A 24,933-nucleotide genomic window follows, 5' to 3' on the forward strand; every position below is an offset into this window, starting at 1 on the left:
CCGTTCGGCGGGTCAGTCGGCGTCGCTCTGCGCGGACGGCAGCTTGGCCTGGATGAGGTCCATCACCCCGGCGTCGGTCAGCGTGGTGACGTCGCCCAGGGCGCGGTTCTCGGCCACGTCGCGCAGCAGGCGCCGCATGATCTTGCCGGAGCGGGTCTTGGGGAGCTCCGCGACCGGCAGGATCCGCTTGGGCTTGGCGATCGGCCCGAGCGTGGCGCCCACGTGGTTGCGCAGTTCGTCGACAAGGCCCTCGTCCTCCGAGGCGCTGCCGCGCAGGATGACGAAGGCCACGATGGCCTGGCCGGTGGTCTCGTCGGCGGCGCCCACCACGGCCGCCTCCGCCACCTTCGGGTGCGAGACCAGCGCCGACTCGACCTCGGTGGTGGAGATGTTGTGGCCGGAGACCAGCATGACGTCGTCGACCCGGCCGAGCAGCCAGATGTCGCCGTCGTCGTCCTTCTTGGCGCCGTCGCCGGCGAAGTACTTGCCCGGGAAGCGCGACCAGTAGGTGTCGATGAACCGCTGGTCGTCGCCCCAGATGGTGCGCAGCATGGACGGCCACGGCTCGGTGAGCACCAGGTAACCGCCGCCGCCGTTCGGTACCTCCTTGGCCTCGTCGTCCACTACGGTGGCGGCGATGCCGGGCAGCGGGGTCTGCGCGGATCCCGGCTTGGTCTCCGTCACGCCGGGGAGCGGCGAGATCATGATGGCGCCGGTCTCGGTCTGCCACCAGGTGTCCACGATCGGCTTCGCGCCGGCGCCGATGCGCTCCCGGTACCAGATCCAGGCCTCGGGGTTGATGGGCTCGCCGACCGATCCGAGGACGCGCAGCGTGCTCAGGTCGAACTTGGCCGGGATGTCGTCGCCCCACTTCATGAACATGCGGATCACGGTGGGCGCCGTGTAGAGGATGGTCACGCCGTACTTCTGGACGATCTCCCAGAAGCGGCCCTGGTGCGGGGTGTCCGGGGTGCCCTCGTACATGACCTGGGTGGCGCCGTTGGCCAGCGGGCCGTAGACGATGTACGAGTGGCCGGTGACCCAGCCGACGTCGGCCGTGCACCAGTAGACGTCGGTCTCCGGCTTGAGGTCGAAGACGGCGTGGTGGGTGTAGGCGACCTGGGTGAGGTAGCCGCCGGAGGTGTGCAGGATGCCCTTGGGCTTACCGGTGGTGCCCGAGGTGTAGAGGATGAACAGCGGCTGCTCGGCCTCGAACGCCTCCGGGGTGTGCTCCGGGGACTGGCGCTCGGTGATCTCGTGCCACCAGACGTCGCGGCCCTCGGTCCAGGCGACCTCCTGGGCCGTCCGGCGGACCACGAGCACGTGCTCCACGCCGTCGACCTTGGCGAGCGCCTCGTCGACCGCGGGCTTGAGCGCGGACGGCTTGCCGCGGCGCCAGCCGCCGTCGGCGGTGATGACCACCTTGGCGTCGGCGTCCTTGATGCGGGTGGCCAGCGCGTCGGCGGAGAAGCCGCCGAAGACCACCGAGTGGGCGGCGCCGATCCGGGCGCAGGCCAGCATGGCGACGGCCGTCTCCGGGATCATCGGCATGTAGACGGCCACCCGGTCGCCCTGGCGGACGCCCAGCTCCAGCAGCGCGTTGGCGGCGCGGGAGACCTCGTCCTTGAGTTCGGCGTAGGTGATGGCGCGGGTGTCACCGGGCTCACCCTCGAAGTGGATGGCCACCCGGTCGCCGTTGCCGGCCTCGACGTGACGGTCCACGCAGTTGTAGGCGACGTTGAGCTTGCCGTCCTGGAACCACTTGGCGAACGGGGGGTTCGACCAGTCGAGCGTCTCCGTCGGCTCGGTGGCCCAGGTCAGTCGGCGGGCCTGCTCGGCCCAGAAGCCGAGCCTGTCAGCCTTGGCCTGCTCATACGCCTCCGCGGTGACGTTGGCCGCGGCGGCCAGGTCGGCGGGGGGTGCGAACCTGCGCTCTTCTTTGAGCAGGTTGGCCAGGCTTTCGTTGCTCACGACATCTCCCTTTCCAAGGGTGTCCGCTGTGTCCCAGGCCACAGCTCATCAGACCGGAGGGACCACTGACAAGGGTCGTCCGGAAATTGGTGTAGACCTGTGTCTGATTCGGCTGTGGCTGCGACCTCGGGATTCGCGGATGGCTTGCGCGGATCGGTCACCCGTTGTCACGTACGGCCGCGCGGAGGAGTTCAGCGGTGTCGCGCCGAGGAGGCGACGGCGTGCACGACCCGCGCGGCGTACGTCGGCCGGTGGACCTGCGTCCACCTGGGTCGTGCAGTGCACTACCCCTCGGTCGGCGGGTCTATCCATGGGCCCGTGCGTGGCGGATGGGGCTCGGCAGCGGGTGGGAGCGGAGTAGGAGCGGAGTGGTGGACGAGCGGGATTGGAGCGGGAGCCGACCGGGGGGCGGGGGCTCCGGTGCGCGGTCCCCGGCGGGGGCGGGCGTACCGGAGCCCGGAGAAGAGGCTGTGACCAGGCCCCGCTGCCGGGCCCGGCCCCTCGGTGAGGCCGCCGGCCCCGGCTCGCCCGCGCCCGGGTCCCGCGCCCAGGCCGGAGCGGCGCAGGAGGCCGGTCGGCCCGCTGTCAGTTTCCGGCGCCGGTCAGATCGGCCTCCGTCTCCCTGATGTCCTCGAAGACGGGCGTGTCCGCGGAGCCACCGAGGAGGTAGGCCTGGGCCTCGCCGACGTGGAAGTACATGCCGTGCAACTCCAGCCGGCCTTCGCGCATCGCCCGGGCGACCGCCTCGTGGGCCTCGAGGTGCTCGAGCTGCTGCGCCACATTGGTGAGGCAGAGCAGCTCGACCGCGTCCGCGGGCTCCCGTCCGGCCAGCCGGACCGGACGGCCGCGGCCGGATCCGGAGGCCATCCGGCGCAGGCTCGGCAGACCGTGGCGGAGCCAGCGCTGGAGCGGAGTCCCGTCGTTGTCGGGCTCGGAGTCGATGAGCGCCTGCATGGCGCCACAGCCGGAGTGGCCGCAGACGGTGATGGAGCGGACCCGCAGGACGTCCACCGCGTACTCGATGGCGGCGGCCACCGAGTCGTCCCCCGACTCCTCGCCGGGCGCGGGCACCAGATTGCCCACGTTGCGGACGACGAACAGGTCGCCGGGGCCGCTGCTGGTGATCATCGACGTCACCAACCGCGAGTCGGCGCACGTCAGGAAGAGCTGTGCCGGCCGCTGACCTTCCCGGGCCAGCCGGGCGAGTTCGCTGCGGACCAGAGGGGCCGTCTCCCGCTGGAAGGCGCTGATGCCGCGGACGAGCTCGTGCCCGCTGGGTCGGGGGCCGGCGGGCTCGTCGGCGGCCGCGGGCGCTGTGGGTGCCGTGGGCTCCTCGTGGGGCTCGGCGGGGCGTCCGCTGCCGGATCCGGCGGCGTCGGCGGACGGCACGGCGGCACCGGCCGGATCGGCGGAGGTGTCGGCCCGCTCGGCGGAGCTGCTGGCCGGCTCGGCGGAGATGTCGGCCGGCGGAGTGGGAGTGTCGAACGGCGGGGCAGAGGCGTCGTCGGTCGGCGGGTTGGTGGCGGCCTCGGCCGGGGAGGCGGCACCCGCCGCGGTGAGCCCCCTGCGCAGCCCGGTGAGGCGGACCGAGCCGCCGTGCGCCCGGTGGCTGTTGCGCCAGTCCTCCAGCGACTCGTACGCGGCGTGGTCCACGAAGGAGCCGTGAAGCTCCACCACCGCGTCGGCGCCTTCCGGAATCAGGTGCAGCACCCGGCTGAGCCGGGGAACCACCAGGAACGTGAGCTGGCCCCGGACGTGGACGTGGTGCACGCCGTCGCGCACCTCGTGGACGATCCGGGTGCGGGTCAGCCGGTGCAGGGCGACCGCGACCGCGGCGAGCACTCCGACGCCCACGCCCTCCAGGACGCCGAGGAAGGTGACCGCGACGGCGGTGACCGCGTACACCAGCGCCTCACGGTGACGGTTCACCGTGCGGATGTGAATGATCGAGACCATCTGGACGCCGATCACCATCACCAGCGCCGCGAGGGCCGCCAGCGGGATCAGCTCCAGGAGCGGCACCAGCACCAGGGCCGCCGCGGCGATCCACAGGCTGTGGAGCATGGCCGCGTTGTGACTGACAGCGCCGGAGCGGGCGTTGGCCGAACTGCGGACCGCCACGCCGGTGACCGGCAGGCCGCCCAGGGCGCCGGAGGCCATGTTGGCGAAGCCTTGGCCGCGCAGCTCGCGGTCCAGGTCGGCGCGCGGGACCGGCGGCCCGCCACGGGTCGCGGCGATCTTGTCCACGGCCACCGCGGAGAGCAGGGTCTCCACGCCGCCGACCAGGGTGATGGTGAGGACCGCCGCGGCCAGGGGCAGGACGGGGCCCTCGGGGAACCCGGCCAGCGCGTGGTTGGACCAGGAGGGCAGGTCGACCCGGGGCAGCCGCATCCCCGCGGCCAGGGCGGCGGCGGTGGCGATCAGCATCGCGGCGAGCGCGGCGGGCACGAGGCGCATGAGCCGGCCGACCCGGCCGGGCATCCGGGACCAGCCCAGCAGCACCACCAGCGTGAGCGCGCTGACGGCCAGGGCGCCCGGATGGAGTTCCGCGAGCTGGGCGGGGAGCGCGCGCAGGTTGTCGAGGACTGAGCTCTGGGGGGTGCCGCCCAGAACGATGTGCAGCTGGGCCACCGCGATGGTGACGCCGATGCCGGCCAGCATTCCGTGGACGATGGCGGGGCTCACGGCCAGGGCGGTCCGGGCCACCCGGAGCCAGCCGAGGGCCACCTGGGTCACGCCGGCGAGGATGGTGACGGCGCAGGTGGTGCGCCATCCGTACTGCTGGATCAGGTCGGCCGTGACGACGGTGAGTCCGGCCGTGGGCCCGCTGACGGTGAGCGGTGCGCCGCCCAGCCGTCCGGCCACCAGGCTGCCCACGGCGGCGGCGACCAAGCCGGCCTGGAGGGGCGCGCCGGTGGCCAGGGCGATGCCCAGGGACAGAGGCAGCGAGATCAGGAAGACCGTGACCGAGGCCGAGAGGTCGGCCGGAGCGATCCGGAACCGGCGGGGCCCCCGGGGCGGCGGACTGTGCGGTCGGTGGATGCGTCCGGCCTCGTGGGCCTCGGCGTGATCGGGGATGCAGGAAGACATGTTCCCGTTTCTCCTCAAGGACGGCGCGGTCGCGCGAAGGCCTTCGGCGACCACGGGGAACGGCACCGCGGACGATGCGGCGAGTGCCAACACTCAGTAAATGAACAGTAATTCCGGGTAAAGGCTTCGTTCGGAGAAAACGGGCAAATGGCCGGATACCTCATTCAAAAGAGTGAAGCGGTGTTTTCTTCGGCTTGTCATATAAATGCCTGCGCGGTGACGTGCGAACGTGGCCGCCCGCCGGGTCCTCGGCGGTCCACCGGGGAGCGCCCGTGGGGGCGCTCGGCCTGAGCGAAGGAAGAAGGTGGGGCGGGTCATGACCGTCAACCGGAGAATCACCGCCGCCGTCGTGGCGGCGGCCGCCTGTGCCGTGTCGCTGGCCGGATGCGGGGCGGGGAGCGACGGCGCGGCCGGCGCCCAGGGCCAGGCCGGTGCGAGGAAGGCGGAGCCGAAGAGAGCCCCCCAGGCGGTCCGGCTCATCGGGGACGGTTCCACCGCCTACACCGGGGCGCAGCCCAACCTGGCCAAGCCGGAACGGCTCGCCCCCGGGCAGCGTCCGCCGCAGTTCGTCGTCTTCTCCTGGGACGGCGCCGGGGAGGACGGGCAGCGGCTGTTCTCGCACTTCCGCAAGGTGGCCAAGGAGAACAACGCCACCATGACGTACTTCCTCAGCGGCGTGTACATGCTGCCCGAGGAGAAACGTTCCCTCTATCAGCCGCCGGGCCGTGCCGCCGGAGCCTCCGACATCGGCTTCAACGACGTCGAGGGGGTGACCGCCACCGTCGAGCAACTGCGCCAGGCATGGCTGGAGGGCAATGAGATCGGCACCCACTTCAACGGCCACTTCTGCGGCAGCGGTGGCGTGGGGGACTGGTCGGTCGAGCAGTGGAAGAGCGAGATCGCGCAGGCCAAGAGCTTCGTGCAGACCTGGAAGACCAACACCGGCCTGCAGAACGCGCAGCCGCTGCCGTTCGACTACGAGAAGGAGCTGATCGGCGGCCGGACCCCCTGTCTGGAGGGCCGGCAGAACTTCCGCGTGGCCGCCCGGGAGCTGGGCTTCCGCTACGACACCAGCGGGGTCCGCGAACAGGTCTGGCCGGAACACAAGGACGGGCTGTGGGACCTGTCGATGCACATGGTCCCGGTGCCCGGCCGCAGCTTCGAGACCATCTCCATGGACTACAACTTCATGGTCAACCAGTCCGGGACCAGCACCCGCGGCAACCCGGCCATGCGGGAACTGTGGGGCGACCAGATGCGGGACGGCCTCCTGGCGGGCTTCCGCCGTTCCTACGAGGGCAACCGGGCGCCGGTCATCATCGGCAACCACTTCGAGTCCTGGAACGGTGGCGTCTACATGCGGGCCGTCGAGGAGGTCGTCAAGGAGGTGTGCACCAAGCCCGAGGTGCGCTGTGTGTCCTTCCGGCAGCTGACCGACTGGCTGGACGCGCAGGACCCGCAGGTGCTCACCAAGCTGCGGACCCTCGGCATCGGGCAGGCACCGAGGGAGGGCTGGCAGCGCTTCACGGCGTCCCCCGCGGCCGCGCCGGCGGCACCGGCCGGCCGGTGACCCGACCGTCCTGACGTCCTCCCGGTCCGAGCCACCCGCCGGACCAGGCCGGTCCGGCGTATCGGGCCGGTCCGGCGTATCGGGCCGGTTCGGCGGGGGTGCGGCCGGAGGACCGCGGCCGCACCCCCGCGACGCTCACGCCGGCTCGGCCACCCGCTCCCCGAGCACGAAACCGGGATCCACCTGCCGCGCCAGGTCGGTCCCGGTCCTCGCATTGCCCCAGGACTCGGCGTTCCGCAGGTGGAAGTGGACCATCTGGCGCGTGTAGCCCTCCCAGTCCCGGGCGTCGTAGCGGGCGTCGGCGGCGCCGCGCAGCGTCTCCAGGGCTGCCCTGTTCTCCGCCTCCAGCCGGTCGAACCGGGGCGGCCTGCCCTTCTCCATGGCACGCACCCAGTCCGAGTGGCCGACCGTCACCAGGAGGTCGTCGCCGACCTGCTCCCTCAGGAAGTCCAGGTCGTCCGGGCCCTGCACCTTGTTGCCGACGACCTTGAGCGAGACCCCGAAGTCCCGGGCGTACTCCTTGTACTGGCGGTAGACGGAGACCCCCTTGCGGGTGGGCTCGGCGACCAGGAAGGTCATGTCGAAGCGGGTGAACATCCCGGAGGCGAACGAGTCCGAGCCCGCCGTCATGTCCACCACCACATACTCGTCCCGCCCGTCGACCAGGTGGTTCAGGCACATCTCGACCGCGCCGGTCTTGGAGTGATAGCAGGCGACCCCGAGGTCCGCCTCGGTGAACGGGCCGGTGACCATGAGCCGGACCGTGCCCCCGTCGAGCTCGACCGGGCGGGCGCAGGCCGCGTAGACCGGGTTGTCCTCCCGCACCCGCAGCAGTCGGGAGCCCTCGCCGGGCGGAGTCGTCTTGATCATCGCCTCGGCCGAGGTGATCCGGGGGTTGGTGCCGCGCAGGTAGTCCTTGATGAGCGGCAGGTGCTGACCCATCGCGGGCAGCGCGGCGGCCTCCGTCTCGTCCAGGCCGAGGGCGGCGCCGAGGTGCTGGTTGATGTCGGCGTCCACGGCGATGACCGGCGCCTGCGAAGCGGCGAGGTGACGGACGAACAAGGAGGACAGGGTCGTCTTGCCGCTGCCACCCTTGCCGACGAAAGCAATTTTCATGTTCACCTAGCGTAGTGCGCGCACTCCGCCGCGTGGCATTTCCGTGACGATCCGTCGTGACGAACCACTCCATCGTGGGGTTTCCTGCGGAACCCGCCCCGAAGCGCCGGGTTAAGCCCGTCCGTCTCCGTCGCTTGCCCCGGTGGACCCCGGGCCGGGCAGGGTGGGGCGGCGTGAGGGCGCGTAATGTCGTACTCATGAGTACGACTGGCGCGTCCGCCGACCCGCTCGCGGCCCTGGGTTCGCTTCCCGGCGTGGCCGACTCCGTGGAGTCCGTCCGCACGTACGTCGACCGGGTCTACGGTCACCGCATCATGCGCCGCCGCAGCAACGAGATCACCTCCGAGGCGGCTCTGCGTGGATCGCGCGGATCCGCCGCGCTCGCCGGGGCCGACTGGGCTCTGGAGGAGGTCAGGCGCAGGACCGACTTCAGCGGTGACGACGACGCCCGGGTGGTGGGCGCAGCCCTGCGGCTCACCGCCGAGGCGGGACAACTGCTCTCGATCTGGCGGCAGTCGCCGCTGCGGGTCCTGGCCCGCCTGCACCTGGTGGCCGCCGCCGGGCAGGGCGACGACGTCGGGCGCCCCCGGCTGGCCGGGGAGACGGTCGACGAGCCGTTGATCGAACTGCCGTTGCCCGACGCCGACGAGATGGCCGGACGGCTCGACGGGCTCTCGCGGCTCATCATCGACGGCGGCTCCGCACCCGCCCTGGTGAAGGCGGCCGTGGTGCACGGCGAGATCCTCGCGCTCCGCCCCTTCCGCTCGCACAACGGGCTGGTGGCCCGTGCGGCGGAACGGGTCGTGCTGGTGGGCAGCGGGCTGGACCCGAAGTCGATCTGCCCCGCCGAGGTGGGGCACGCCGAGCTCGGACGGGCGGCCTACCGGGCGGCGCTGGACGGCTACGTGTCCGGCTCCCCCGAGGGGATGGCTGCCTGGATCGGCCACTGCGGCAAGGCGGTCGAACTGGGGGCGCGTGAGTCCACCGCGGTCTGTGAGGCGCTGCAGCGCGGCGCCGCCTGACCGGGCGGAAGGAACTGGGGACGCCCGGCACAGGGTTGCGGCGGCACGAGTTCTCGTGCCGCCGCTCGCATGTCCGGCCGGGTTACCAAGCGTCCTCGTAAGCTGCCCATCAGGCCGGGAACTTTGTCCCGTGGCCTGGTGCGGCTGGCCCGTAATCGACGGGTCGACGTCGCGTGGGTGCCCGGTGTTCATGCTCCGGTCCGTGGGGCCGTTGCGTTGCGAAGGCCATCCCGTCGGATGTCCTTGGTCTCGCGGGCCGTTAAGTCCTTTGTACTCCTGTTCCGTCACCTATGTGAACTCTTGGACGGAAGTGCTTGGTTCCCCGTCCGTGTGGGTGGCGTGACGGCCGTGCGCGGGCCCCGCTGACCAGCGGTGATCAGGTCGCGAGGGCTCCGGGGTTCCCGCTCGGCGCGGGTCAGACCGTGGCCGACCGCCGGCGGCTGGCGTACCAGACCAGGGCCGCGGCCGCGGCCGCACCCACCGTCGCCGCCGCGACCAGCACCGGCCGGGAGGGTGTGGTGAACGTGGGCAGCCGCTGCTTCAGCCGCACCGGGCGGTGGAAGTCGAGGATCGGCCAGCCCCGGGCCACGGCCTCCCGGCGCAGCGTCCGGTCCGGGTTGACGGCGTGCGGATGCCCCACCGTCTCGAGCATGGGCAGGTCGGTGGCGGAGTCGCTGTACGCGAAGCAGCGGCTGAGGTCGTACCCCTCGGACTCCGCCAGCTCCCGGATCGCCTGGGCCTTGGTGGGGCCGTACGCGTAGTACTCGACCTCGCCGGTGAAGCGGCCGTCCTCGCCGACCACCATCCGGGTGGCGACCACCCGGTCCGCCCCCAGCATCTCCCCGATCGGCTCCACCATCACCGATCCGGACGTGGAGACGATCACCACGTCACGCCCGGCCATGTGGTGCTCCTCGATCAGGGAGGCGGCCTCGTCGTAGATGATCGGGTCGATGAGGTCGTGGAGGGTCTCGGCGATGATGTCCCGGACCTGCTGGACGTCCCATCCACGGCACATGGCGGAGAGGTACCTCCGCATGCGCTCCATCTGTTCGTGGTCGGCGCCGCCGGCGAGGAAGACGAACTGGGTGTACGCCGTGCGCAGAGCGGCACGGCGGTTGATCAGTCCACCTTGGTAGAAGGACCTGCCGAAGGTGAGCGTGCTCGACTTCGCAATGACCGTCTTGTCCAGGTCGAAGAAGGCCGCTGTGCGGGGCAAGGAGTGGTTTTCCACAAGGGCGAGCATAGGGGGCAGCCATTCGGCGTAAGGTGTGGCGCGTGGGTTTGCCTGAGAAGCCTCTCGGGTACACCATGGAAGTCACGGATCGTTCGCGACCGTGCTAACCCGGTCCGGCTCCTCCCCCCCCGAGCCGGATCGTGGATGACGACCCCCGCTCTCCCCCCCGGCGGGGGTCGTCGCATGTCCGGACGGGTTTTTCGCCCTCCGGACGAGGCGGCCGGGCTCTCCTCCGCGAGAGCCCGGCCGCGTTTTGTCTTCCCCTTGTCTTCCCCACCGACGTGACGGTCCGTGACCGAAGCGGTGCTCTGGGGATTCTCCGCACGCCCTTGCGGGAGGGCGGGGAGCCGGTGCCCGTCGCGTTCGCCCGTGGGGGTGAAGGCGATATTCACAATCGCCGGGTTGTCCCCCGATTTAAGGCAAGATCCACTTCTTTTTCGGGACTGCCGCACGGTGATTCCGACGCGTCCGGATCACGGCACCCGCTGCCCTCGCATCGGCGCCTGACCGCCGCCGCGTCGCTCACTTCCGACACGGCACGGCCCGGTGGGACACGACCTCCCGGGCGGGCAGGAGGCAGCAGTCATGACCGGATCCACTTCCGGGGCCCCGGCTCCCGGCGCCCACCGCGGGGCGGGCGCACCGCTCATCCTCACCGAGGACCCGTTGCTCCTCGACGATCTCCTGCGGCTGTGCGCCGCGGCCGGGGCGACCCCGGAGGTACATCCCGGGCCACCCGGCAGACGGTCCGTCTGGGAAGCGGCACCGCTCGTCCTGATCGGTGACGACGCGGCCCGACGGGTGCGCGGGGCACCCCGCCGAACCGGAGTGGTCCTGGTCGGACGGGACCAGGACGACCCTCAGGTGTGGCGGCGTGCCGTCGAGATCGGGGCGGACCACGTGCTGGTCCTGCCCGACGGCGAGCAGTGGCTCACCGACCGGATCGCCGACGTCGTGGAGGGCGTCGGCCGGCCCGCGCTGACGGTCGGCGTCATCGGCGGGCGGGGCGGTGCCGGAGCGTCCACGCTGGCCTGCGCGCTGGCCGTCACCTCGGCCCGCGGTGGGGTTCGCACCCTGCTGGTCGACGCCGATCCGCTGGGCGGCGGGTTGGACGTGCTGCTCGGCGGTGAGGCGGCCGAGGGCCTGCGCTGGCCCGCCTTCGCCTCCTCCCGGGGCCGGCTGGGCGGTGGGGCGCTGGAGGAATCGCTGCCGAGCCTGCACTCGCTGAGGGTGCTGAGCTGGGACCGCGGTGACTGCGTGACCGTTCCGCCGGACGCCGTCCGCGCCGTGCTGGCGGCGGCCCGCAGGGGCGGCGGGGCGGTCGTCGTGGACCTGCCGCGACGGGTCGACGAGGGGGTGGCCGAGATCCTCGCCCAGCTCGATCTGGGTGTCCTGGTGGTGCCCGCGGAGATCCGGGCGGTGGCCGCGGCCGGACGGGTTGCGTCGATGGCGGGCATGGTGCTGAGGGACCTCCGGGTCGCCGTCCGCGGCCCCCACGCCCCCGGCCTCGACGGGGCGGAGGTGGCCCGCCTGCTCGGACTGCCCCTGCTCGGCGAGGTGCCGGCCGATCCGGCGCTGCGGCCACCCGCATCGGGGTCGCTGCCTCCCGGCGCGGCCCCCCGCGCTCCACTGTCCCGGTTCTGCCGGCAGTTCTGGGACCGCGCGGCGGCATCGGCGGGTGGACGATGAGCGCCGGGCGGACGAACGCCGGGACGGTGAACACCGTCACGAACGAGGCCGCCGCGCCCGCGGTGGAGCTCCTCGACGGGGTGCGCCGCTGGCTGGCCGAGAGCGGCGCGGAGCCCACCCCGGCGCGGGTGGCCCAGGCTTTGCGGGAACGGGGCGGACGGGTTCTCGGGGACGCCGAGGTGCTGGGAGCGGCGGTGCGGCTGCGGTCCGAACTGGTAGGCAGCGGCCCGCTGGAACCGCTGCTCGCGGACCCGGCGGTGACGGACGTTCTGGTCTCCGCGCCGGACCGGGTGTGGGTCGACCGGGGAGCGGGGCTGGAACTAACCGGTGTGGCCTTCCCGGACGCCGCCGCGGTACGGCGCCTGGCGCAACGCCTGGCCTCCGTCACCGGACGCCGCCTCGACGACGCCCGCCCCTGGGTGGACGCGCGGCTGCCGGACGGCACACGACTGCACGCCGTCCTCCCGCCGGTCGCGGTCGGCTGCGCCTGCCTCTCGTTGCGGGTCGTCCGGCCGAGGGCCTTCACCCTCGACGAACTGACCCGGGCGGGCATGCTTCCGCCCAGCGGCGCGGGAGTGCTGCGGGCCCTGGTCGACGCCCGGCTGTCGTTCCTCGTCAGCGGGGGTACGGGTACGGGCAAGACCACGCTGCTCAGCGCCCTGCTGGGCCTCACCGGTCCCGCCGAACGCATCGTGCTGGCCGAGGACTCGGCGGAACTGCGGCCGGACCACCCTCATGTCGTGCGGCTGGAGAGCAGACCGGCCAACCAGGAGGGCGCGGGTCTGGTCACGCTCGAGGACCTGGTGCGGCAGGCCCTGCGCATGCGCCCCGACCGGCTGGTGGTGGGGGAGGTGCGCGGGGCGGAGGTCGTGCACCTGCTGGCCGCGCTGAACACCGGCCACAGTGGCTGCGGCACGGTCCACGCCAACGCCGCGGCGGACGTCCCGGCCCGGCTGGAGGCCCTGGGCACGGCGGCCGGGCTGGACCGGGCCGCGCTGCACAGTCAGCTGGCCGCCGCCCTGTCGGTGGTGATCCATCTCGTGCGGGAGCGTGGTGGGCGGCGGCGCGTTGCCGAGGTGCGGGTGCTCGAACGTGACGCCGACGGGCTGGTGCGGACGGTTCCCGCCCTGCGCTGGAGCGAGCAGGCCTTCGTTCCGGAGCGCGGATGGGCGCGGCTCGTGGAGCTGCTGGACGGCGGCGACCAGGGCGGGGCCGAGGCCGCCCGCACGACGGATGGGGTCGAGGCGGGGGTGGCGTGGTGAGCCCTGTTGCCGGATCGGCCCTCGCGGGGGGCGGGTGGGCCGTCACCGCCGCCGTCTGCGCGGCGGGAGCCTGGTGGCTGTCGCGCCCCCGGTCCGTGGCACAACGGGCCCGGGTGGTGGCCGGCAGGGGTGGCGGTGCCGCGGAGCCCCGCTCTGTGGGTGGGGCGGCGCGGCTCAGGGCGTTGGCGCTTGGTGAGGGAGCCCGCAGGCTCCTGGCCGGGCAGAGGCGGCCCGGAGCCGAGTGGTGGGTCCTGGTCGCCGGGGCGGCCGTGGCGGTGCTCGGAGTGTCACCGCTGCCCATCGCCGCGGCCCTGGCCGCCGTGCCGTTGGTGCGGCGTGCCCGGCGGGCCGCGTGCAGGAGGCGGGAGCGGGCTGTGCGGGCGGATGCGGTGATCGCGCTGTGCGGCGCGCTGGCCGGCGAGGTGCGGGCGGGACGGCAACCGGGTGAGGCGCTTCCCGTGGCGGTCCACGCGGACGGGACCGGGGTGCTCGCCGGGGCGCTCGCCCCGGCGGTGGCGGCGGCGCGGTTCGGCGGAGACGTCGCGGCGGCGCTCGGCGGAGCCTCCCGCTCGCCCGGGGCGGAAGGGCTGGGTGGACTGGCGGCGTGCTGGCGGGTGGCGGTGGACCGGGGCGCGGGCCTGGCCGACGGGCTGGAGCGGCTCGACGCGGCGCTCCGCGCGGAACGGGACCGGCGCGCCGACCTGCGGTCCCAACTGGCCGGGGCCCGGGCCACCACCGTGATGCTCGCCGGACTTCCGGCGCTGGGACTGCTCCTGGGGACGGCGCTGGGGGCCGACCCGCTGAGGATCCTGCTGCACACGGGCCCTGGGCTGGCATGCCTGGCCGTGGGCGGGCTGCTGGAGACAGCGGGCGTCCGGTGGGCGCTGTGGATCGTGCGCGGCGCGGAGGAGGGGCCATGACCTGGCCGGGCGCCGTGACGGTGCTGGGAGCGACCGCGGGGCTGTGCTGGGCGGCCGGGCACGGTGTGGAGTACCACCGGGCCCGGAGGACGCGCCGGAGGGCGTCGTCACTGCTGAAGCGACCCGTGTCCCCGCGGGCGGCGGTGCGGTCGTGGCCGTGGGCCGGGGAGACGGCGCGGCGCCGGGCCGCGGTCCTGGGCGCGGTCGCGGTGGGCTGGCTGCTCGTCGGAGGGCTACCGGGCCTGGCGGTGGGCGTGGTGACCGGGTTCTGCCTGCGGCAGCGCCTCGGACGGTGGGCGGCCCGCGAGGCCGCCACGGACCGGACGACCCACCAGGCCGCCGCGCAGCTTCCGCTCGCCGCCGACCTGCTGGCGGCCTGCGTGGAGGCCGGCGCCGACCCCGTGGTCGCGGCACGGGCGGTCGGGGAGGCGCTCGGAGGGCCGCTGGGCCGGCGGTTGGAGCAGGGCGCTGCGGAGGTCCGGCTCGGAGGCGAACCGGCGGCCGCCTGGCAGCGACTGGCGGCGGTACCGGGCGCGGCACCGCTCGCCCGGCTCATCGAACGGGCGGGGGAGTCCGGCCTCCCGGCGGCCGCTCCCGCCGGGCGGCTGGCCGCCGAGGCCAGGGCGGCCGGTGACCGGGCCGCCACGGGGCGGGCCCGTAGGGCGGGCGTGCTGATCACCGGGCCGGTCGGCCTGTGCTTCCTCCCCGCCTTCATCACCGTCGGGGTGCTCCCGGTGGTGATCGGCCTGGCCGACGGCGCCCTCGGCGCAGGCCCGTGAACGACTCCGCCGCGACGGTGCGGCGGTCAGCGAGGAACCGACAAACGACACGACATCTGGAGGACGACATGCGGAACATGACACGACGAGCGCGCCGGCTGCGGAACCGGCTCCTGTACCTGGTCTGCCGGGTCGAGACGGGCCGCCGGGACGCGGGGATGGTCACCTCGGAGTACGCGATGGGCATCGTCGCGGCGGTTGCCTTCGCCGCGGTGCTCTACAAGGTGGTGACCAGCGGCCAGGTCAACACGGAACTCCAGCAACTGGTGAAGAAGGCGCTTGATGGAGGGCCCTGAGACGGCGCGGCGGCCGGTGCGGGACCGGCAGAGCGGGATGGTGACCGCGGAGACCGCGGTGACCCTGCCGGTGCTGGTCCTCTTCGGGATGGCGCTGGTGTGGGCCCTGCTGGCGACCGCCGCGCAGATCCAGTGTGTGGACGCGGCCCGGGCGGGCGCCCGGGCCGCGTCCCGGCAGGACCCCGAGGAGGTGGTGATGGCCGTCGTCCGGCGAGCCGCTCCGGACGGCGCGCGGGTGACGGTCGCTCGGAGCGGTGACCTGGTGCGGGTGCGGGTGGTGGCCCGCCCGCCGGGCGCCGGGGCCCTGCCGTTCGAGGTGCGGCACGAGGCGGTCGCCCTCTCCGAGGAGACCGTCGGAGCGGGGCCATGAGGTGCCGGGACGACCGGGGGTCGGCCACGGTCTGGGCGGGCGGGGCGATCTGCGCGCTGTGCGTGGTCTTCGCGGCGGTCCTCGCGATGAGCGAGGCGGTGCTGGTGCGGCACCGTGCCGCCGCGGGGGCCGACCTGGCGGCGCTGGCCGCAGCACGGCACTGGCCGGACGGTCCGGCGGCCGCGTGTCTCCAGGCCGGCCGGGTGGCCGAGGCCCAGCGGGCTCGGCTGGTCCGGTGCGGGATCACGGGCGAGGTGGCCGACGTGGTCGTGGCCACCGGTCACGGCCCCTTCGCAGCCACCTCCCGCGCCAGAGCGGGCCCACCGGCCCCGTCGCCTCCACCGCTGCCCCCGGGCACCCCGTCCTTGCCTCCGCCGGCTTCCTCGGACACGCCGCCGGCCCCCTCGGGCCCACCGAGCTCCTCGGGGCCACCTGTATCTACGGCTGCGCCTGTCCCGGGACCCTCGGTCTCGGGCGCGACGCAATCGTCGAGGCGGCGGGACCCGGGCTCGTCGAGCCCGTCGGCTGAGGCGCTGCCGTGAGGGCGCTGTTTCCGCCGGGCCACCATGCGGGCCGGGGAGACCTTCGGCCCCGGGGCGGTGTCCGGGCCGGTCCCGCAGAGCGGGGCTCGGCCGCCGCTGCCGCTGCCGCTGCCGCTGCCGCCGCCGCCGCTGCGGCGAGGCGAGGGGCGTACGGCACAGTGCCGGGCGGCGCTACTCCGCCGCGCCGCCGGGCGCTCCCTCCGGCGCCTCCTCCGCTGCCTTCTCCGGCGCCTCCTCCGTTGCCTTCTCCGGCGCTTTCTCCGGCGCCTGTTCCGGAGCGCCCCGCAGCAACTCGGTCAGCAGTCGCACCGCCCCTCGTTTGTGCAGCGGCTCGTTGCCGTTGCCGCACTTCGGGGACTGGATGCACGACGGGCACCCCGCCTCGCACTCGCAGGACGCGATCGCCTCCCGGGTCGCTCGCAGCCACTCCCGCGCGGTGTGGAACGCCCGTTCCGCGAACCCCGCGCCACCCGGATGGCCGTCGTACACGAAGACCGTGGGAAGCAACGTGTCCGGATGCAGAGGAACGGAGACCCCGCCGATGTCCCAGCGGTCGCAGGTGGCGAAGAGCGGCAGCATGCCGATGGAGGCGTGCTCGGCGGCGTGCAGGGCGCCGCCCAGGATCTCCGGGGAGATGCGTGCCGCGTCGAGCTGGTCCTCGGTGACGGTCCACCAGACCGCACGGGTGCGCAGCGTCCGCGGCGGCAGGTCCAGCTTGGTCTCGCCCAGCACCTCCCCGGTGATGAGCCGCCGTCGCAGGTAGGACACCACCTGGTTGGTCACCTCGACCGACCCGAAGCAGAGCCTCCCCTCGCCCCAGGGGACCTCCGTGTCGGTGGTTAGGACGGCGATGGCGGTGGTGTCCCGGGCGACGGTCGTGTACGGCGGGTCGGCCCGCTCGACGAGGGCGACGGACGTCTCCAGGTCGAGCTCACGGACCAGGTAGGTGAGCCCTTGGTGCAGGTGCACCGCGCCTTCGTGGACCGAGGTGTGGGCCGCTCCGGCGTCGACGGTGCCGAGCAGCCGCCCCGTGCCGGTTTCGACGACCTGGACCGGCCGGCCGCCCTCGCCGCGGATGTCGGCCAGGTCGGCCGCCCGCTCCCTGCGGGTCCAGTGCCAGGCCCGGGCGCGGCGGCGCAGCAGCCTGGCCGCCTCCAGCTGTGGCATAAGGTCCGCGGTCGCCGGGCCGAAGAGCTCGAGGTCCTCGTCGGTCAGCGGGAGCTCGGCAGCGGCGGCGCACAGGTGGGGCGCCAGCACGTACGGGTTGTCCGGGTCCAGCACGGTCGACTCCACCGGACGGTCGAACAGCGCCTCCGGGTGGTGCACCAGAAACGTGTCCAGGGGGTCGTCGCGAGCCACCAGCACCGCCAGCGCGCCCTGGCCGGTGCGTCCGGCACGCCCCGCCTGCTGCCAGAGGGAGGCGCGGGTGCCGGGGTAGCCGCAGATCACGACGGCGTCCAGGCCGGAGACGTCCACCCCGAGTTCCAGGGCGGTGGTCGCGGCGAGCCCCAGCAGCTCCCCGGAGTGGAGCGCGCGTTCCAGCGCGCGCCGTTCCTCGGGCAGATAGCCACCCCGGTACGCCGCGACACGCCCGGCCAGTGAACGATCTTTTTCGGCCAGTCGCTCCTGGGTGATGACCGAGATCAGCTCCGCCCCGCGCCTCGATCGGACGAACGCCACGGTCCGCACGCCCTGCTGGGTGAGCGAGGTGAGGAGATCGGCCGTCTCCGCGGTGGCCGTGCGGCGGACCGGCGCGCCCTTCTCGCCCTGGAGTTCGGTCAGCGGGGGTTCCCAGAGCGCGAACAGCAGCTCGCCGCGGGGGGACGCGTCGTCGGCCACCTCGATCACCGGCAGGCCGGTGAGCCTCCGGGCGGCCTGGGCGGGCTCCGCGGCCGTGGCGGAGGCCAGCAGGAACACCGGGGAGGAGCCGTAGCGGGCACAGAGCCGGCGCAGGCGGCGCAGCACCTGCGCGACGTGCGACCCGAAGACGCCCCGGTAGGTGTGGCACTCGTCGATCACCACGTACCGCAGCGCCCGGAGGAAGGAGGACCAGCGGGGATGGGACGGCAGGATCCCGCGGTGCAGCATGTCCGGGTTGGTCAGCACGTAGTTGGCGTACTGCCGGACCCACTCCCGCTCCTCGACCGGTGTGTCGCCGTCGTAGACGGCCGGGCGCACCTTGGTGCCGAGCGGTCCGGCCAGCTCCCGCACGGCGCGGTGCTGGTCGGCGGCGAGTGCCTTGGTGGGCGCCAGGTAGAGGGCTGTCGCTCCACGGCCGTTGGGCGCCTCGGCGCCGTCCAGCAGGGCGGAGAGGACGGGCACCAGGTACGCCAGCGACTTGCCGGACGCGGTACCGGTGGCGACCACGACCGACTCGCCGTCCAGGGCGTGCTCGGCGACTCGTGCCTGGTGGGCCCAGGGGTGCTCGATGCCGTGTTCGCGGACCGCTGAAAGAACTTCTTCCCGGATCTCGTGGGGCCAGACGGCATGCCGACCCGCACGAGGGGGCAGGTGCTCCGTATGAGTGATGCGCGCAGCGCGATCCGGCCCCCCGGCGAGCCGGTCCAGAATCGTGCCCGGCGAGGGGCGGGAAGCAGTGTCCGTCCGGGTTCGACCGGATCGGTGATTCTCAGCCATCGGCACCGAGTGTGTCACCGGCTGGAAGGACAATGGACTCAAGGCGTCGTGCGCGCCTGCCGGTAAGTGATTGAATGCCATCGCGGCTGGCGAACAGTCCCGGGGATTCCGCCAGGTGTCCCGAGGGACGACCGCTCGATAGCAAGGTGCTGGAGGATCCGTGGACCTGTCCCTGTCGACCCGTACCGTCGGCGATCGTACGGTCGTCGAGGTCGGTGGCGAAATCGACGTATATACCGCGCCCAAGCTGCGCGAGCAGCTGGTCGAGCTGGTGAACGACGGGAGCTTCCACCTCGTCGTCGACATGGAGGGCGTGGACTTCCTCGACTCCACCGGGCTCGGCGTGCTGGTCGGCGGCCTGAAGCGGGTGCGTGCCCATGAGGGCTCGCTCCGCCTGGTGTGCAACCAGGAGCGCATTCTGAAGATTTTCCGGATCACCGGCCTGACCAAGGTCTTCCCGATCCACACGTCGGTCGAGGAAGCGGTAGCGGCCACCGACTGACACGTGCCGCCCCGGGCCTCGGCCCGGGGCGGACGACCATCGGGAGGGGGGGGCCGGTTCTTCGGCATGCCCTCCGGGGAGCAGGACCGTAGTTCCGAGGGGGATGCATGGCCACCGTTGAACTCCTCATCAGCCCGCTGCCGGCGCATGTCCGGACGGCCCGGCTGGTGGCGGCCGCGGTGGCGCGCCGAGCCGGTGTGGACGAGGCGGTTCTCGACGAGGTCCGCCTGGCCGTCGGCGAGGCGTGCTCCCGTGCCGTGGGTCTGCATCGTGGCAGCGGGCTCGGCACGCCGGTGCGGATCGCGCTGACCGACGAGGAGAAGCTGTTCTCCATCGAGGTGGCCGACGACGCTCCCCGTTCGACCTCCGTAGACGCCGTCTCCGGCGATTCGCCGGCGGTGCTCGACGCGGCGGAGACCGAGGAGGACCAGATGGGCCTCGCGGTGATCTCCGGCCTGGTCGACGATCTGAAGGTCAGCGCCGGGTCCGAGGGCGGCCTGATCAGGATGACCTGGCCCACCGCCCGCGCCTGATCACCTTTCTCCTCTTCTTCCGCTCGGCTTGCCTCTCATTCTCTCCAGGCGTCCCCTCCGGTCGTCCGATTCGCCCTTGATGTGCGCCTCCGTCGCGTTCGTGTGACGCTGCTCTGAAGAGCGGAGGAGGACGCATGGCGGGGCTTTCCCTCGTTTCCGCGGCCGAGGTGCACGTCGGCCAGGTCGAACTCGCCGCGGTGCTGACCGACGGCAACCGGGCGATCGTCGCGGTGATCGCCGTGGTGGCCCTGCTGGCCCTGGCGGTGGCCGGGGTGCTGGTGCGCCAGGTGCTGGTGGCCGGCGAGGGAACCGAGAACATGAGGCGGATCGCCGCGGCCGTGCAGGAGGGCGCCAAGGCGTATCTGACCCGGCAGTTGCGCACCCTCGCTGTCTTTGCCGTCGCCGTCTTCCTCCTGCTCCTCCTGCTGCCCGCGGACGACTGGGGGCAGCGCGTCGGCCGGTCGGCGTTCTTCCTGATCGGTGCGGCCTTCTCGGCGGCCACCGGGTACATCGGCATGTGGCTGGCCGTCCGCACCAACGTGCGGGTCGCGGCCGCCGCCCGGGACGCCGTGGACGAGGAGAGCACGGCCAGGGCGACCCGCACGGCCATGCGTATCGCCTTCCGCACCGGTGGCGTGGTGGGCATGTTCACCGTGGGGCTGGGTCTGCTGGGCGCCGCATGCGTGGTGCTGGTGTACGCGGCGGACGCCCCGAAGGTGCTGGAGGGCTTCGGTCTGGGCGCGGCGCTGATCGCCATGTTCATGCGCGTCGGCGGCGGCATCTTCACCAAGGCCGCCGACGTCGGCGCCGACCTGGTGGGCAAGGTGGAGCAGGGCATCCCCGAGGACGACCCGCGGAACGCGGCGACCATCGCCGACAACGTCGGGGACAACGTGGGCGACTGCGCCGGCATGGCGGCCGACCTCTTCGAGTCGTACGCGGTGACCCTGGTGGCCGCGCTGATCCTGGGCAAGGCGGCGTTCGGCGACGCCGGACTCGCCTTCCCGCTGATGGTTCCGGCGATCGGTGTACTGACCGCGATGATCGGCATCTTCGCGGTGGCCCCCCGGCGCACCGACCGCAGTGGCATGAGCGCCATCAACCGGGGCTTCTTCGTCTCGGCGGTGGTGTCGCTGGTCCTGGTCGCCATCGCCGTCTTCGTCTACCTGCCCTCCTCCTACGCCGAACTGGACGGGGTGACCGACCAGGCCGTCAGCGGCAGGTCCGGCGACCCCAGGGTGCTGGCCCTGGTGGCGGTGGCCATCGGCATCGTGCTGGCCGCGCTGATCCAACAGCTCACCGGCTACTTCACCGAGACCGGCCGCCGTCCCGTGCGTGACATCGGCCGGACCTCCCTGACCGGACCGGCCACCGTGATCCTGGCCGGGGTGGCGATCGGCCTGGAGTCCGCCGTCTACACCGCCCTGCTGATCGCCCTCGGCGTGTACGGGGCCTTCCTGCTGGGCGGCGCCTCGGTGATGCTCGCCCTGTTCGCGGTCGCCCTCGCCGGCACCGGCCTGCTCACCACGGTCGGCGTGATCGTCGCCATGGACACCTTCGGCCCGGTCTCCGACAACGCGCAGGGCATCGCGGAGATGTCCGGTGACGTGGAGGGCCCCGGCGCCCAGGTGCTGACCGATCTCGACGCGGTGGGCAACACGACCAAGGCGATCACCAAGGGCATCGCCATCGCCACCGCGGTGCTGGCGGCGGCGGCTCTCTTCGGGTCCTACCGCGACGCGGTGGTCACCGGCGCGCGCGAGGTCGGCGAGAAGCTGAGCGGGCCCGATGCCCCCCTGACGCTGATCACGGACATCACCCAGCCCAACAACCTGGTCGGTCTGATCGTGGGCGCCGCGGTCGTCTTCCTCTTCTCCGGCCTCGCCGTCAACGCGGTCTCCCGGTCGGCCGGCGCGGTGGTCCACGAGGTGCGGCGGCAGTTCAGAGAACGGCCCGGGATCATGGACCGCACCGAGAAACCGGAGTACGGACGGGTCGTCGACATCTGCACCCGGGACGCCCTGCGCGAACTCACCACGCCGGGACTGCTGGCCGTGACCGCCCCCGTCGCTGTCGGGTTCACGCTCGGGGTCGGCGCCCTCGCGGCGTTCCTGGCCGGGGCGATCGGTGCGGGCACCCTGATGGCGGTGTTCCTGGCCAACTCCGGTGGCGCCTGGGACAACGCCAAGAAGCTGGTCGAGGACGGCAACTTCGGGGGCAAGGGAAGCCAGGCCCACGAGGCCACCGTCATCGGCGACACGGTGGGGGACCCCTTCAAGGACACCGCCGGCCCGGCCATCAACCCGCTGCTCAAGGTGATGAACCTGGTCGCTCTGCTGATCGCTCCGGCGGTGATCCAGCTCGGCTACGGCTCCGGCGCCAACACCGGGCTGCGGGCGGCGATCGCGGTGCTGGCACTGGCAGTGGTCGTGGCCGCCGTGTGGGTGTCCCGGCGGCGCGGCATCGCCATGGGCGACACGCAGGACGCGGGTGTGGGTCCCGTGCTCTGACGACCCGTCGCTCTCCATCTCAACGTGCACTTGTGCCCGTCCTGTGCAGGAGCTTGCCCAATCGTGGTCGTGAATCTTCTCTCGCTGATGCAAAGGGATGCAATATGCCATAAATCGGATGGTCGCACTCCGTCCGGCCGGGGCTCGGCGTGTATGTTCCGGGGCCGAGAGCGACGGAAGGGACCGACCCGGTGAAGAAGAAGCTCGCGACCGTCCTGGCCGGCGGTGCGGCACTGATGCTGACGCTGTCCGGTTGCGGTGACGACAACAGCGAAGAACTCGACGCCTGGGCCAAGAAGGTCTGTGACGGTGTGCAGCCTCAGGCCAAGAAGATCCAGGCGGCCAACGCCTCCATCCAGGAGGAGAGTTCCGACAAGGCGCCGCCCAAGGACGTCAAGGAGACCGACTCCAAGGCCTTCCAGGACATGTCCGACGCCTACCGGCAGATCGGCCGCGTGATCGACCGGGCCGGGCCGCCCGCGGTGGAGAACGGCGAGAAGAAGCAGAAGGACGCGGTGAAGGAGCTCAACTCCATCGCCGACTCCTACGCCGACCTGAAGAACCAGGTCGACAAGCTGAAGACCGACGACCAGGCCGAGTTCGCCGACGGACTCAAGGAGATCGGCACCGAACTCCAGAAGCTCAGCGGCAGCGGAAGCGACGCGCTGAAGCGCCTGGAGGAGGGCGAGGTCGGCGAGGCCATGCGCGGCCAGGCGAGCTGCAAGGCCGACGGAGGCACCGGCGCGAGCCCCGACGCCTGACGCCCGGACCCGACGCCTGAAGCCCGGCCCTGGGGCCTGCACCCGGACCGCCCTGTGGACCGGGAAGTTCGGCGTCGGGCAGGCCGGGGCCGGGGTCTGGCGCAGGAGTTCACCCAGGAGGCTGACGCTCCGTCGGGCCTGCGCGGGGCCGTCCACAGACCGGGCCCGGTCTCGTCCACCGCCGTCCACAGGCGGCGTGCCGGTTCGGTATGAGCGGTGACAATGGGACGGTGAGCAACGTCAGCCAGTCACCCCAGCCTTCGGACACCCAGCCTTCGGACACCCAGCCCTCGGACGACGCCCAGTCCTCGGACAGCCGGCGTGCGGACACCAGGCCCATGGACACCAGGCCTTCGGCCCTGTCCGCCCTGCCGGCCGCCGACCGTCCGGACGCCGCGGCCCGCCTGCGCGAAGCCCTGCTCGCGGCGGCCTTCACCGCCGACGGACTGCTCGACCTGCTCGGCGCCCCGGCCTACGCGGCGCTGGCTCGGGCCGAGATCGTCCCCGCGCTGCGCGCCACGCGCGGCGACACGGAGCTGGAGATACTGGTCCGCCTGTTCCTCCTCCAGCAGCCGGTGCCCCGTGAGCGGGTCGCCGAGGTGCTGCCGGTGGAGGACTGCCTGGACGCAGGATGGCTGAGGGCGACCGCCGGGGACGAGATCGCCGCCACCGTCGACATCCGGCCCTACGGAGGGCCCGACGGCGAGGACTGGTTCATCGTCTCGGACCTGGGGTGCGCGGTCGGCGGCGCCGGCGGCATCGGCAGCAAGGACGAGGGCGTGGTGCTCGGTGTCGGCGGCGCCTCCACCACCCTGGCGGGCATCACGGTCCGCACCCCGGTCGCCTCCGCCCTGGACCTCGGCACCGGCTCCGGCATCCAGGCGCTGCACGCGACGGGGCACGCCACCCGAGTGACGGCCACCGACCTGAACCCCCGCGCCCTCCACGTGACCGCGCTGACCCTGGCGCTCTCCGGCGCCCCGGCCGCCGACCTGCGGGAGGGCTCGCTGTTCGAGCCGCTCCCGGAGGACGACACGTACGACCTGATCGTCTCCAACCCGCCCTTCGTGATCTCCCCGGGAGCCCGGCTCACCTACCGGGACGGCGGGATGAGCGGCGACGACCTCTGCCGCACGCTGGTCCAGCAGTCCGGGGCCCGGCTGAAGGAGGGCGGCTTCGCCCAGTTCCTCGCCAACTGGGAGCACATCGACGGCGAGGACTGGCAGACCCGGCTGGCCTCCTGGGTGCCGTGGGGCTGCGACGCCTGGATCGTCCAGCGCGAGGTCCAGGACATCACCCAGTACGCCGAGCTCTGGCTGCGCGACGCCGGGGACCACCAGGGCGACCCGGCCGAGTACCAGTCCCGGTACGACGCCTGGCTGGACGAGTTCGAGGCGCGGGACGTCCGGTCGGTCGGATTCGGCTGGATCACGCTCCGCCGGAGCGCGGCGGCCGAGAGCGAGCCGTCGATCACCATCGAGGAATGGCCGCACCCCGTCGAGCAGCCGCTCGGCGACACGGTCCGCGCCCACTTCGAGCGGGTGGACTACCTTCGTGCCAACGACGACGCCGCCCTGCTCGGGGCCCACTTCAGGCTGGCCGGTGAGGTGGTCCAGGAACAGGTCGGACTGCCGGGCGCCGAGGACCCGGAACACGTCGTGCTCCGGCAGAACCGGGGCATGCGCCGGGCCACCAGGGTGGACACCGTCGGAGCGGGGTTCGCGGGGGTGTGTGACGGATCGCTCAGCGCGGGCCGGATCCTGGGCGCCATCGCCCAGCTCATGGGTGAGGATCCGGTGACGCTGCGGGACCGCACCCCGGCGCAGATCAGGCTGCTGATCGAGCAAGGCTTCCTGGAACCGGCGTGAACGGGCCGAGCCCGCGTGAACAGGCTCAGCCCGCCTGAACAGGCCGAGCCCGCCCGAACGTCCCTGATCCGGCGTCCCGCCGGGCCGGGGAGGGCGCGCGGTTTGAAAGCGTGACCGGACGGGGACGCCGGATGGCGACGTCGCCCCAGGCCGGGAGGCCGGACGGGGCCGCGCGCCCGGCGGCTCCCCGGTCGGCTCGGGAGTCCGGGCGGCAGGAATGGCGGTAGTCGGGTTACCGTTCGAGTGGCCGTTGTGGGC

The 24,933-nt window shown here is 72.9% G+C and carries 19 protein-coding genes; 14 read left to right on the plus strand and 5 right to left on the minus strand.

The genetic code is table 11. The features are described from left to right. Positions 1-12: 12 nt before the first annotated feature. Positions 13-1,971 carry an acetate--CoA ligase gene (gene acs, locus ACWD3O_RS02295; protein ID WP_451414598.1) on the minus strand — a complete coding sequence of 653 codons (1,959 nt, stop codon included), beginning with the start codon at positions 1,969-1,971 and terminating at the stop codon, positions 13-15. A gap of 585 nt (positions 1,972-2,556) precedes the next feature. Then, positions 2,557-5,061 carry a SulP family inorganic anion transporter gene (locus ACWD3O_RS02300; RefSeq protein WP_451414599.1) on the minus strand — a complete coding sequence of 835 codons (2,505 nt, stop codon included), beginning with the start codon at positions 5,059-5,061 and terminating at the stop codon, positions 2,557-2,559. Positions 5,062-5,377: 316 nt separating this feature from the next. Here ACWD3O_RS02300 and ACWD3O_RS02305 point away from each other — a divergent pair, with 316 nt between their 5' ends. Next, on the plus strand, positions 5,378-6,631 hold the full coding sequence (locus ACWD3O_RS02305; protein ID WP_451414600.1) for a hypothetical protein: 1,254 nt from the start codon (positions 5,378-5,380) through the stop codon (positions 6,629-6,631). Positions 6,632-6,766: 135 nt separating this feature from the next. Here ACWD3O_RS02305 and ACWD3O_RS02310 read toward each other — a convergent pair whose 3' ends face one another. After that, a complete protein-coding gene (locus tag ACWD3O_RS02310; RefSeq protein ID WP_451409710.1) occupies positions 6,767-7,747 on the minus strand; it encodes an ATP-binding protein in 981 nt (326 codons plus the stop codon). Between the two features lie 197 nt (positions 7,748-7,944). Here ACWD3O_RS02310 and ACWD3O_RS02315 point away from each other — a divergent pair, with 197 nt between their 5' ends. Further along, the gene (locus tag ACWD3O_RS02315; protein ID WP_451409711.1) at positions 7,945-8,769 is read left to right on the plus strand and encodes an oxidoreductase; all 825 of its coding nucleotides are present in this window, start codon (positions 7,945-7,947) and stop codon (positions 8,767-8,769) included. A gap of 415 nt (positions 8,770-9,184) precedes the next feature. On the opposite strand, the gene ACWD3O_RS02320 is transcribed toward ACWD3O_RS02315, so the two are convergent. Next, positions 9,185-10,015, minus strand: coding sequence for an HAD family hydrolase (locus tag ACWD3O_RS02320; protein ID WP_451409712.1), 831 nt, complete (start codon positions 10,013-10,015; stop codon positions 9,185-9,187). Between the two features lie 576 nt (positions 10,016-10,591). Here ACWD3O_RS02320 and ssd point away from each other — a divergent pair. The 7 genes from ssd (at position 10,592) to ACWD3O_RS02355 (ending at position 15,864) form a co-directional block, all read left to right on the plus strand. Then, a complete protein-coding gene (ssd, locus tag ACWD3O_RS02325; protein ID WP_451409713.1) occupies positions 10,592-11,695 on the plus strand; it encodes a septum site-determining protein Ssd in 1,104 nt (367 codons plus the stop codon). After that, positions 11,692-12,957: a TadA family conjugal transfer-associated ATPase gene (locus tag ACWD3O_RS02330; RefSeq protein WP_451414601.1), complete on the plus strand. Its 1,266-nt coding sequence runs from the start codon at positions 11,692-11,694 to the stop codon at positions 12,955-12,957. Before ssd ends, ACWD3O_RS02330 begins: the two co-directional genes overlap by 4 nt. Further along, on the plus strand, positions 12,954-13,877 hold the full coding sequence (locus ACWD3O_RS02335) for a type II secretion system F family protein (RefSeq protein ID WP_451409715.1): 924 nt from the start codon (positions 12,954-12,956) through the stop codon (positions 13,875-13,877). The genes ACWD3O_RS02330 and ACWD3O_RS02335 overlap by 4 nt, the downstream gene beginning before the upstream one ends. Next, the gene (locus ACWD3O_RS02340) at positions 13,874-14,656 is read left to right on the plus strand and encodes a type II secretion system F family protein (RefSeq protein WP_451409716.1); all 783 of its coding nucleotides are present in this window, start codon (positions 13,874-13,876) and stop codon (positions 14,654-14,656) included. The genes ACWD3O_RS02335 and ACWD3O_RS02340 overlap by 4 nt, the downstream gene beginning before the upstream one ends. A 77-nt stretch (positions 14,657-14,733) precedes the next feature. Next, complete coding sequence (locus ACWD3O_RS02345; protein ID WP_451409717.1) at positions 14,734-14,952, plus strand: DUF4244 domain-containing protein; 219 nt, start codon at positions 14,734-14,736, stop codon at positions 14,950-14,952. Further along, complete coding sequence (locus ACWD3O_RS02350) at positions 14,939-15,322, plus strand: TadE family type IV pilus minor pilin (RefSeq protein WP_451414602.1); 384 nt, start codon at positions 14,939-14,941, stop codon at positions 15,320-15,322. Before ACWD3O_RS02345 ends, ACWD3O_RS02350 begins: the two co-directional genes overlap by 14 nt. Next, a complete protein-coding gene (locus ACWD3O_RS02355) occupies positions 15,319-15,864 on the plus strand; it encodes an Rv3654c family TadE-like protein (protein ID WP_451414603.1) in 546 nt (181 codons plus the stop codon). The genes ACWD3O_RS02350 and ACWD3O_RS02355 overlap by 4 nt, the downstream gene beginning before the upstream one ends. 171 nt (positions 15,865-16,035) lie before the next feature. On the opposite strand, the gene ACWD3O_RS02360 is transcribed toward ACWD3O_RS02355, so the two are convergent. Beyond that, on the minus strand, positions 16,036-18,582 hold the full coding sequence (locus ACWD3O_RS02360; RefSeq protein WP_451414604.1) for a DEAD/DEAH box helicase: 2,547 nt from the start codon (positions 18,580-18,582) through the stop codon (positions 16,036-16,038). Positions 18,583-18,661: 79 nt separating this feature from the next. Between ACWD3O_RS02360 and bldG the strand changes: the two genes are divergently transcribed. The 5 genes from bldG (at position 18,662) to ACWD3O_RS02385 (ending at position 24,675) form a co-directional block, all read left to right on the plus strand. Then, positions 18,662-19,003, plus strand: a complete 342-nt coding sequence (gene bldG, locus ACWD3O_RS02365; RefSeq protein WP_003975386.1) for an anti-sigma factor antagonist BldG — start codon at positions 18,662-18,664, stop codon at positions 19,001-19,003. Between the two features lie 107 nt (positions 19,004-19,110). Beyond that, positions 19,111-19,536, plus strand: a complete 426-nt coding sequence (locus ACWD3O_RS02370) for an ATP-binding protein (RefSeq protein ID WP_451414605.1) — start codon at positions 19,111-19,113, stop codon at positions 19,534-19,536. 134 nt (positions 19,537-19,670) lie between these two features. Beyond that, entirely contained in the window at positions 19,671-22,046 is a 2,376-nt protein-coding gene (locus ACWD3O_RS02375; RefSeq protein WP_451409722.1) for a sodium-translocating pyrophosphatase, read from the plus strand. Positions 22,047-22,237: 191 nt separating this feature from the next. Continuing rightward, positions 22,238-22,807: a small secreted protein gene (locus ACWD3O_RS02380; RefSeq protein ID WP_451409723.1), complete on the plus strand. Its 570-nt coding sequence runs from the start codon at positions 22,238-22,240 to the stop codon at positions 22,805-22,807. A gap of 338 nt (positions 22,808-23,145) precedes the next feature. Then, positions 23,146-24,675, plus strand: coding sequence for a DUF7059 domain-containing protein (locus ACWD3O_RS02385; RefSeq protein WP_451414646.1), 1,530 nt, complete (start codon positions 23,146-23,148; stop codon positions 24,673-24,675). Positions 24,676-24,933: the final 258 nt, after the last annotated feature.

It is taken from the genome of Streptomyces sp. NPDC002640 (assembly GCF_053592575.1).

Bases quoted from the DNA above. Each gene is read 5' to 3' on its own strand.
- ACWD3O_RS02300 (WP_451414599.1), bottom strand. From the start codon at position 5,061: ATGTCTTCCTGCATCCCCGATCACGCCGAGGCCCACGAGGCCGGACGC.
- ACWD3O_RS02305 (WP_451414600.1), top strand. From the start codon at position 5,378: ATGACCGTCAACCGGAGAATCACCGCCGCCGTCGTGGCGGCGGCCGCC.
- ACWD3O_RS02310 (WP_451409710.1), bottom strand. From the start codon at position 7,747: ATGAAAATTGCTTTCGTCGGCAAGGGTGGCAGCGGCAAGACGACCCTG.
- ACWD3O_RS02315 (WP_451409711.1), top strand. From the start codon at position 7,945: ATGAGTACGACTGGCGCGTCCGCCGACCCGCTCGCGGCCCTGGGTTCG.
- ACWD3O_RS02320 (WP_451409712.1), bottom strand. From the start codon at position 10,015: ATGCTCGCCCTTGTGGAAAACCACTCCTTGCCCCGCACAGCGGCCTTC.
- ssd (WP_451409713.1), top strand. From the start codon at position 10,592: ATGACCGGATCCACTTCCGGGGCCCCGGCTCCCGGCGCCCACCGCGGG.
- ACWD3O_RS02330 (WP_451414601.1), top strand. From the start codon at position 11,692: ATGAGCGCCGGGCGGACGAACGCCGGGACGGTGAACACCGTCACGAAC.
- ACWD3O_RS02340 (WP_451409716.1), top strand. From the start codon at position 13,874: ATGACCTGGCCGGGCGCCGTGACGGTGCTGGGAGCGACCGCGGGGCTG.
- ACWD3O_RS02345 (WP_451409717.1), top strand. From the start codon at position 14,734: ATGACACGACGAGCGCGCCGGCTGCGGAACCGGCTCCTGTACCTGGTC.
- ACWD3O_RS02350 (WP_451414602.1), top strand. From the start codon at position 14,939: ATGGAGGGCCCTGAGACGGCGCGGCGGCCGGTGCGGGACCGGCAGAGC.
- ACWD3O_RS02355 (WP_451414603.1), top strand. From the start codon at position 15,319: ATGAGGTGCCGGGACGACCGGGGGTCGGCCACGGTCTGGGCGGGCGGG.
- ACWD3O_RS02360 (WP_451414604.1), bottom strand. From the start codon at position 18,582: ATGGCATTCAATCACTTACCGGCAGGCGCGCACGACGCCTTGAGTCCA.
- ACWD3O_RS02370 (WP_451414605.1), top strand. From the start codon at position 19,111: ATGGCCACCGTTGAACTCCTCATCAGCCCGCTGCCGGCGCATGTCCGG.
- ACWD3O_RS02375 (WP_451409722.1), top strand. From the start codon at position 19,671: ATGGCGGGGCTTTCCCTCGTTTCCGCGGCCGAGGTGCACGTCGGCCAG.
- ACWD3O_RS02385 (WP_451414646.1), top strand. From the start codon at position 23,146: ATGGACACCAGGCCTTCGGCCCTGTCCGCCCTGCCGGCCGCCGACCGT.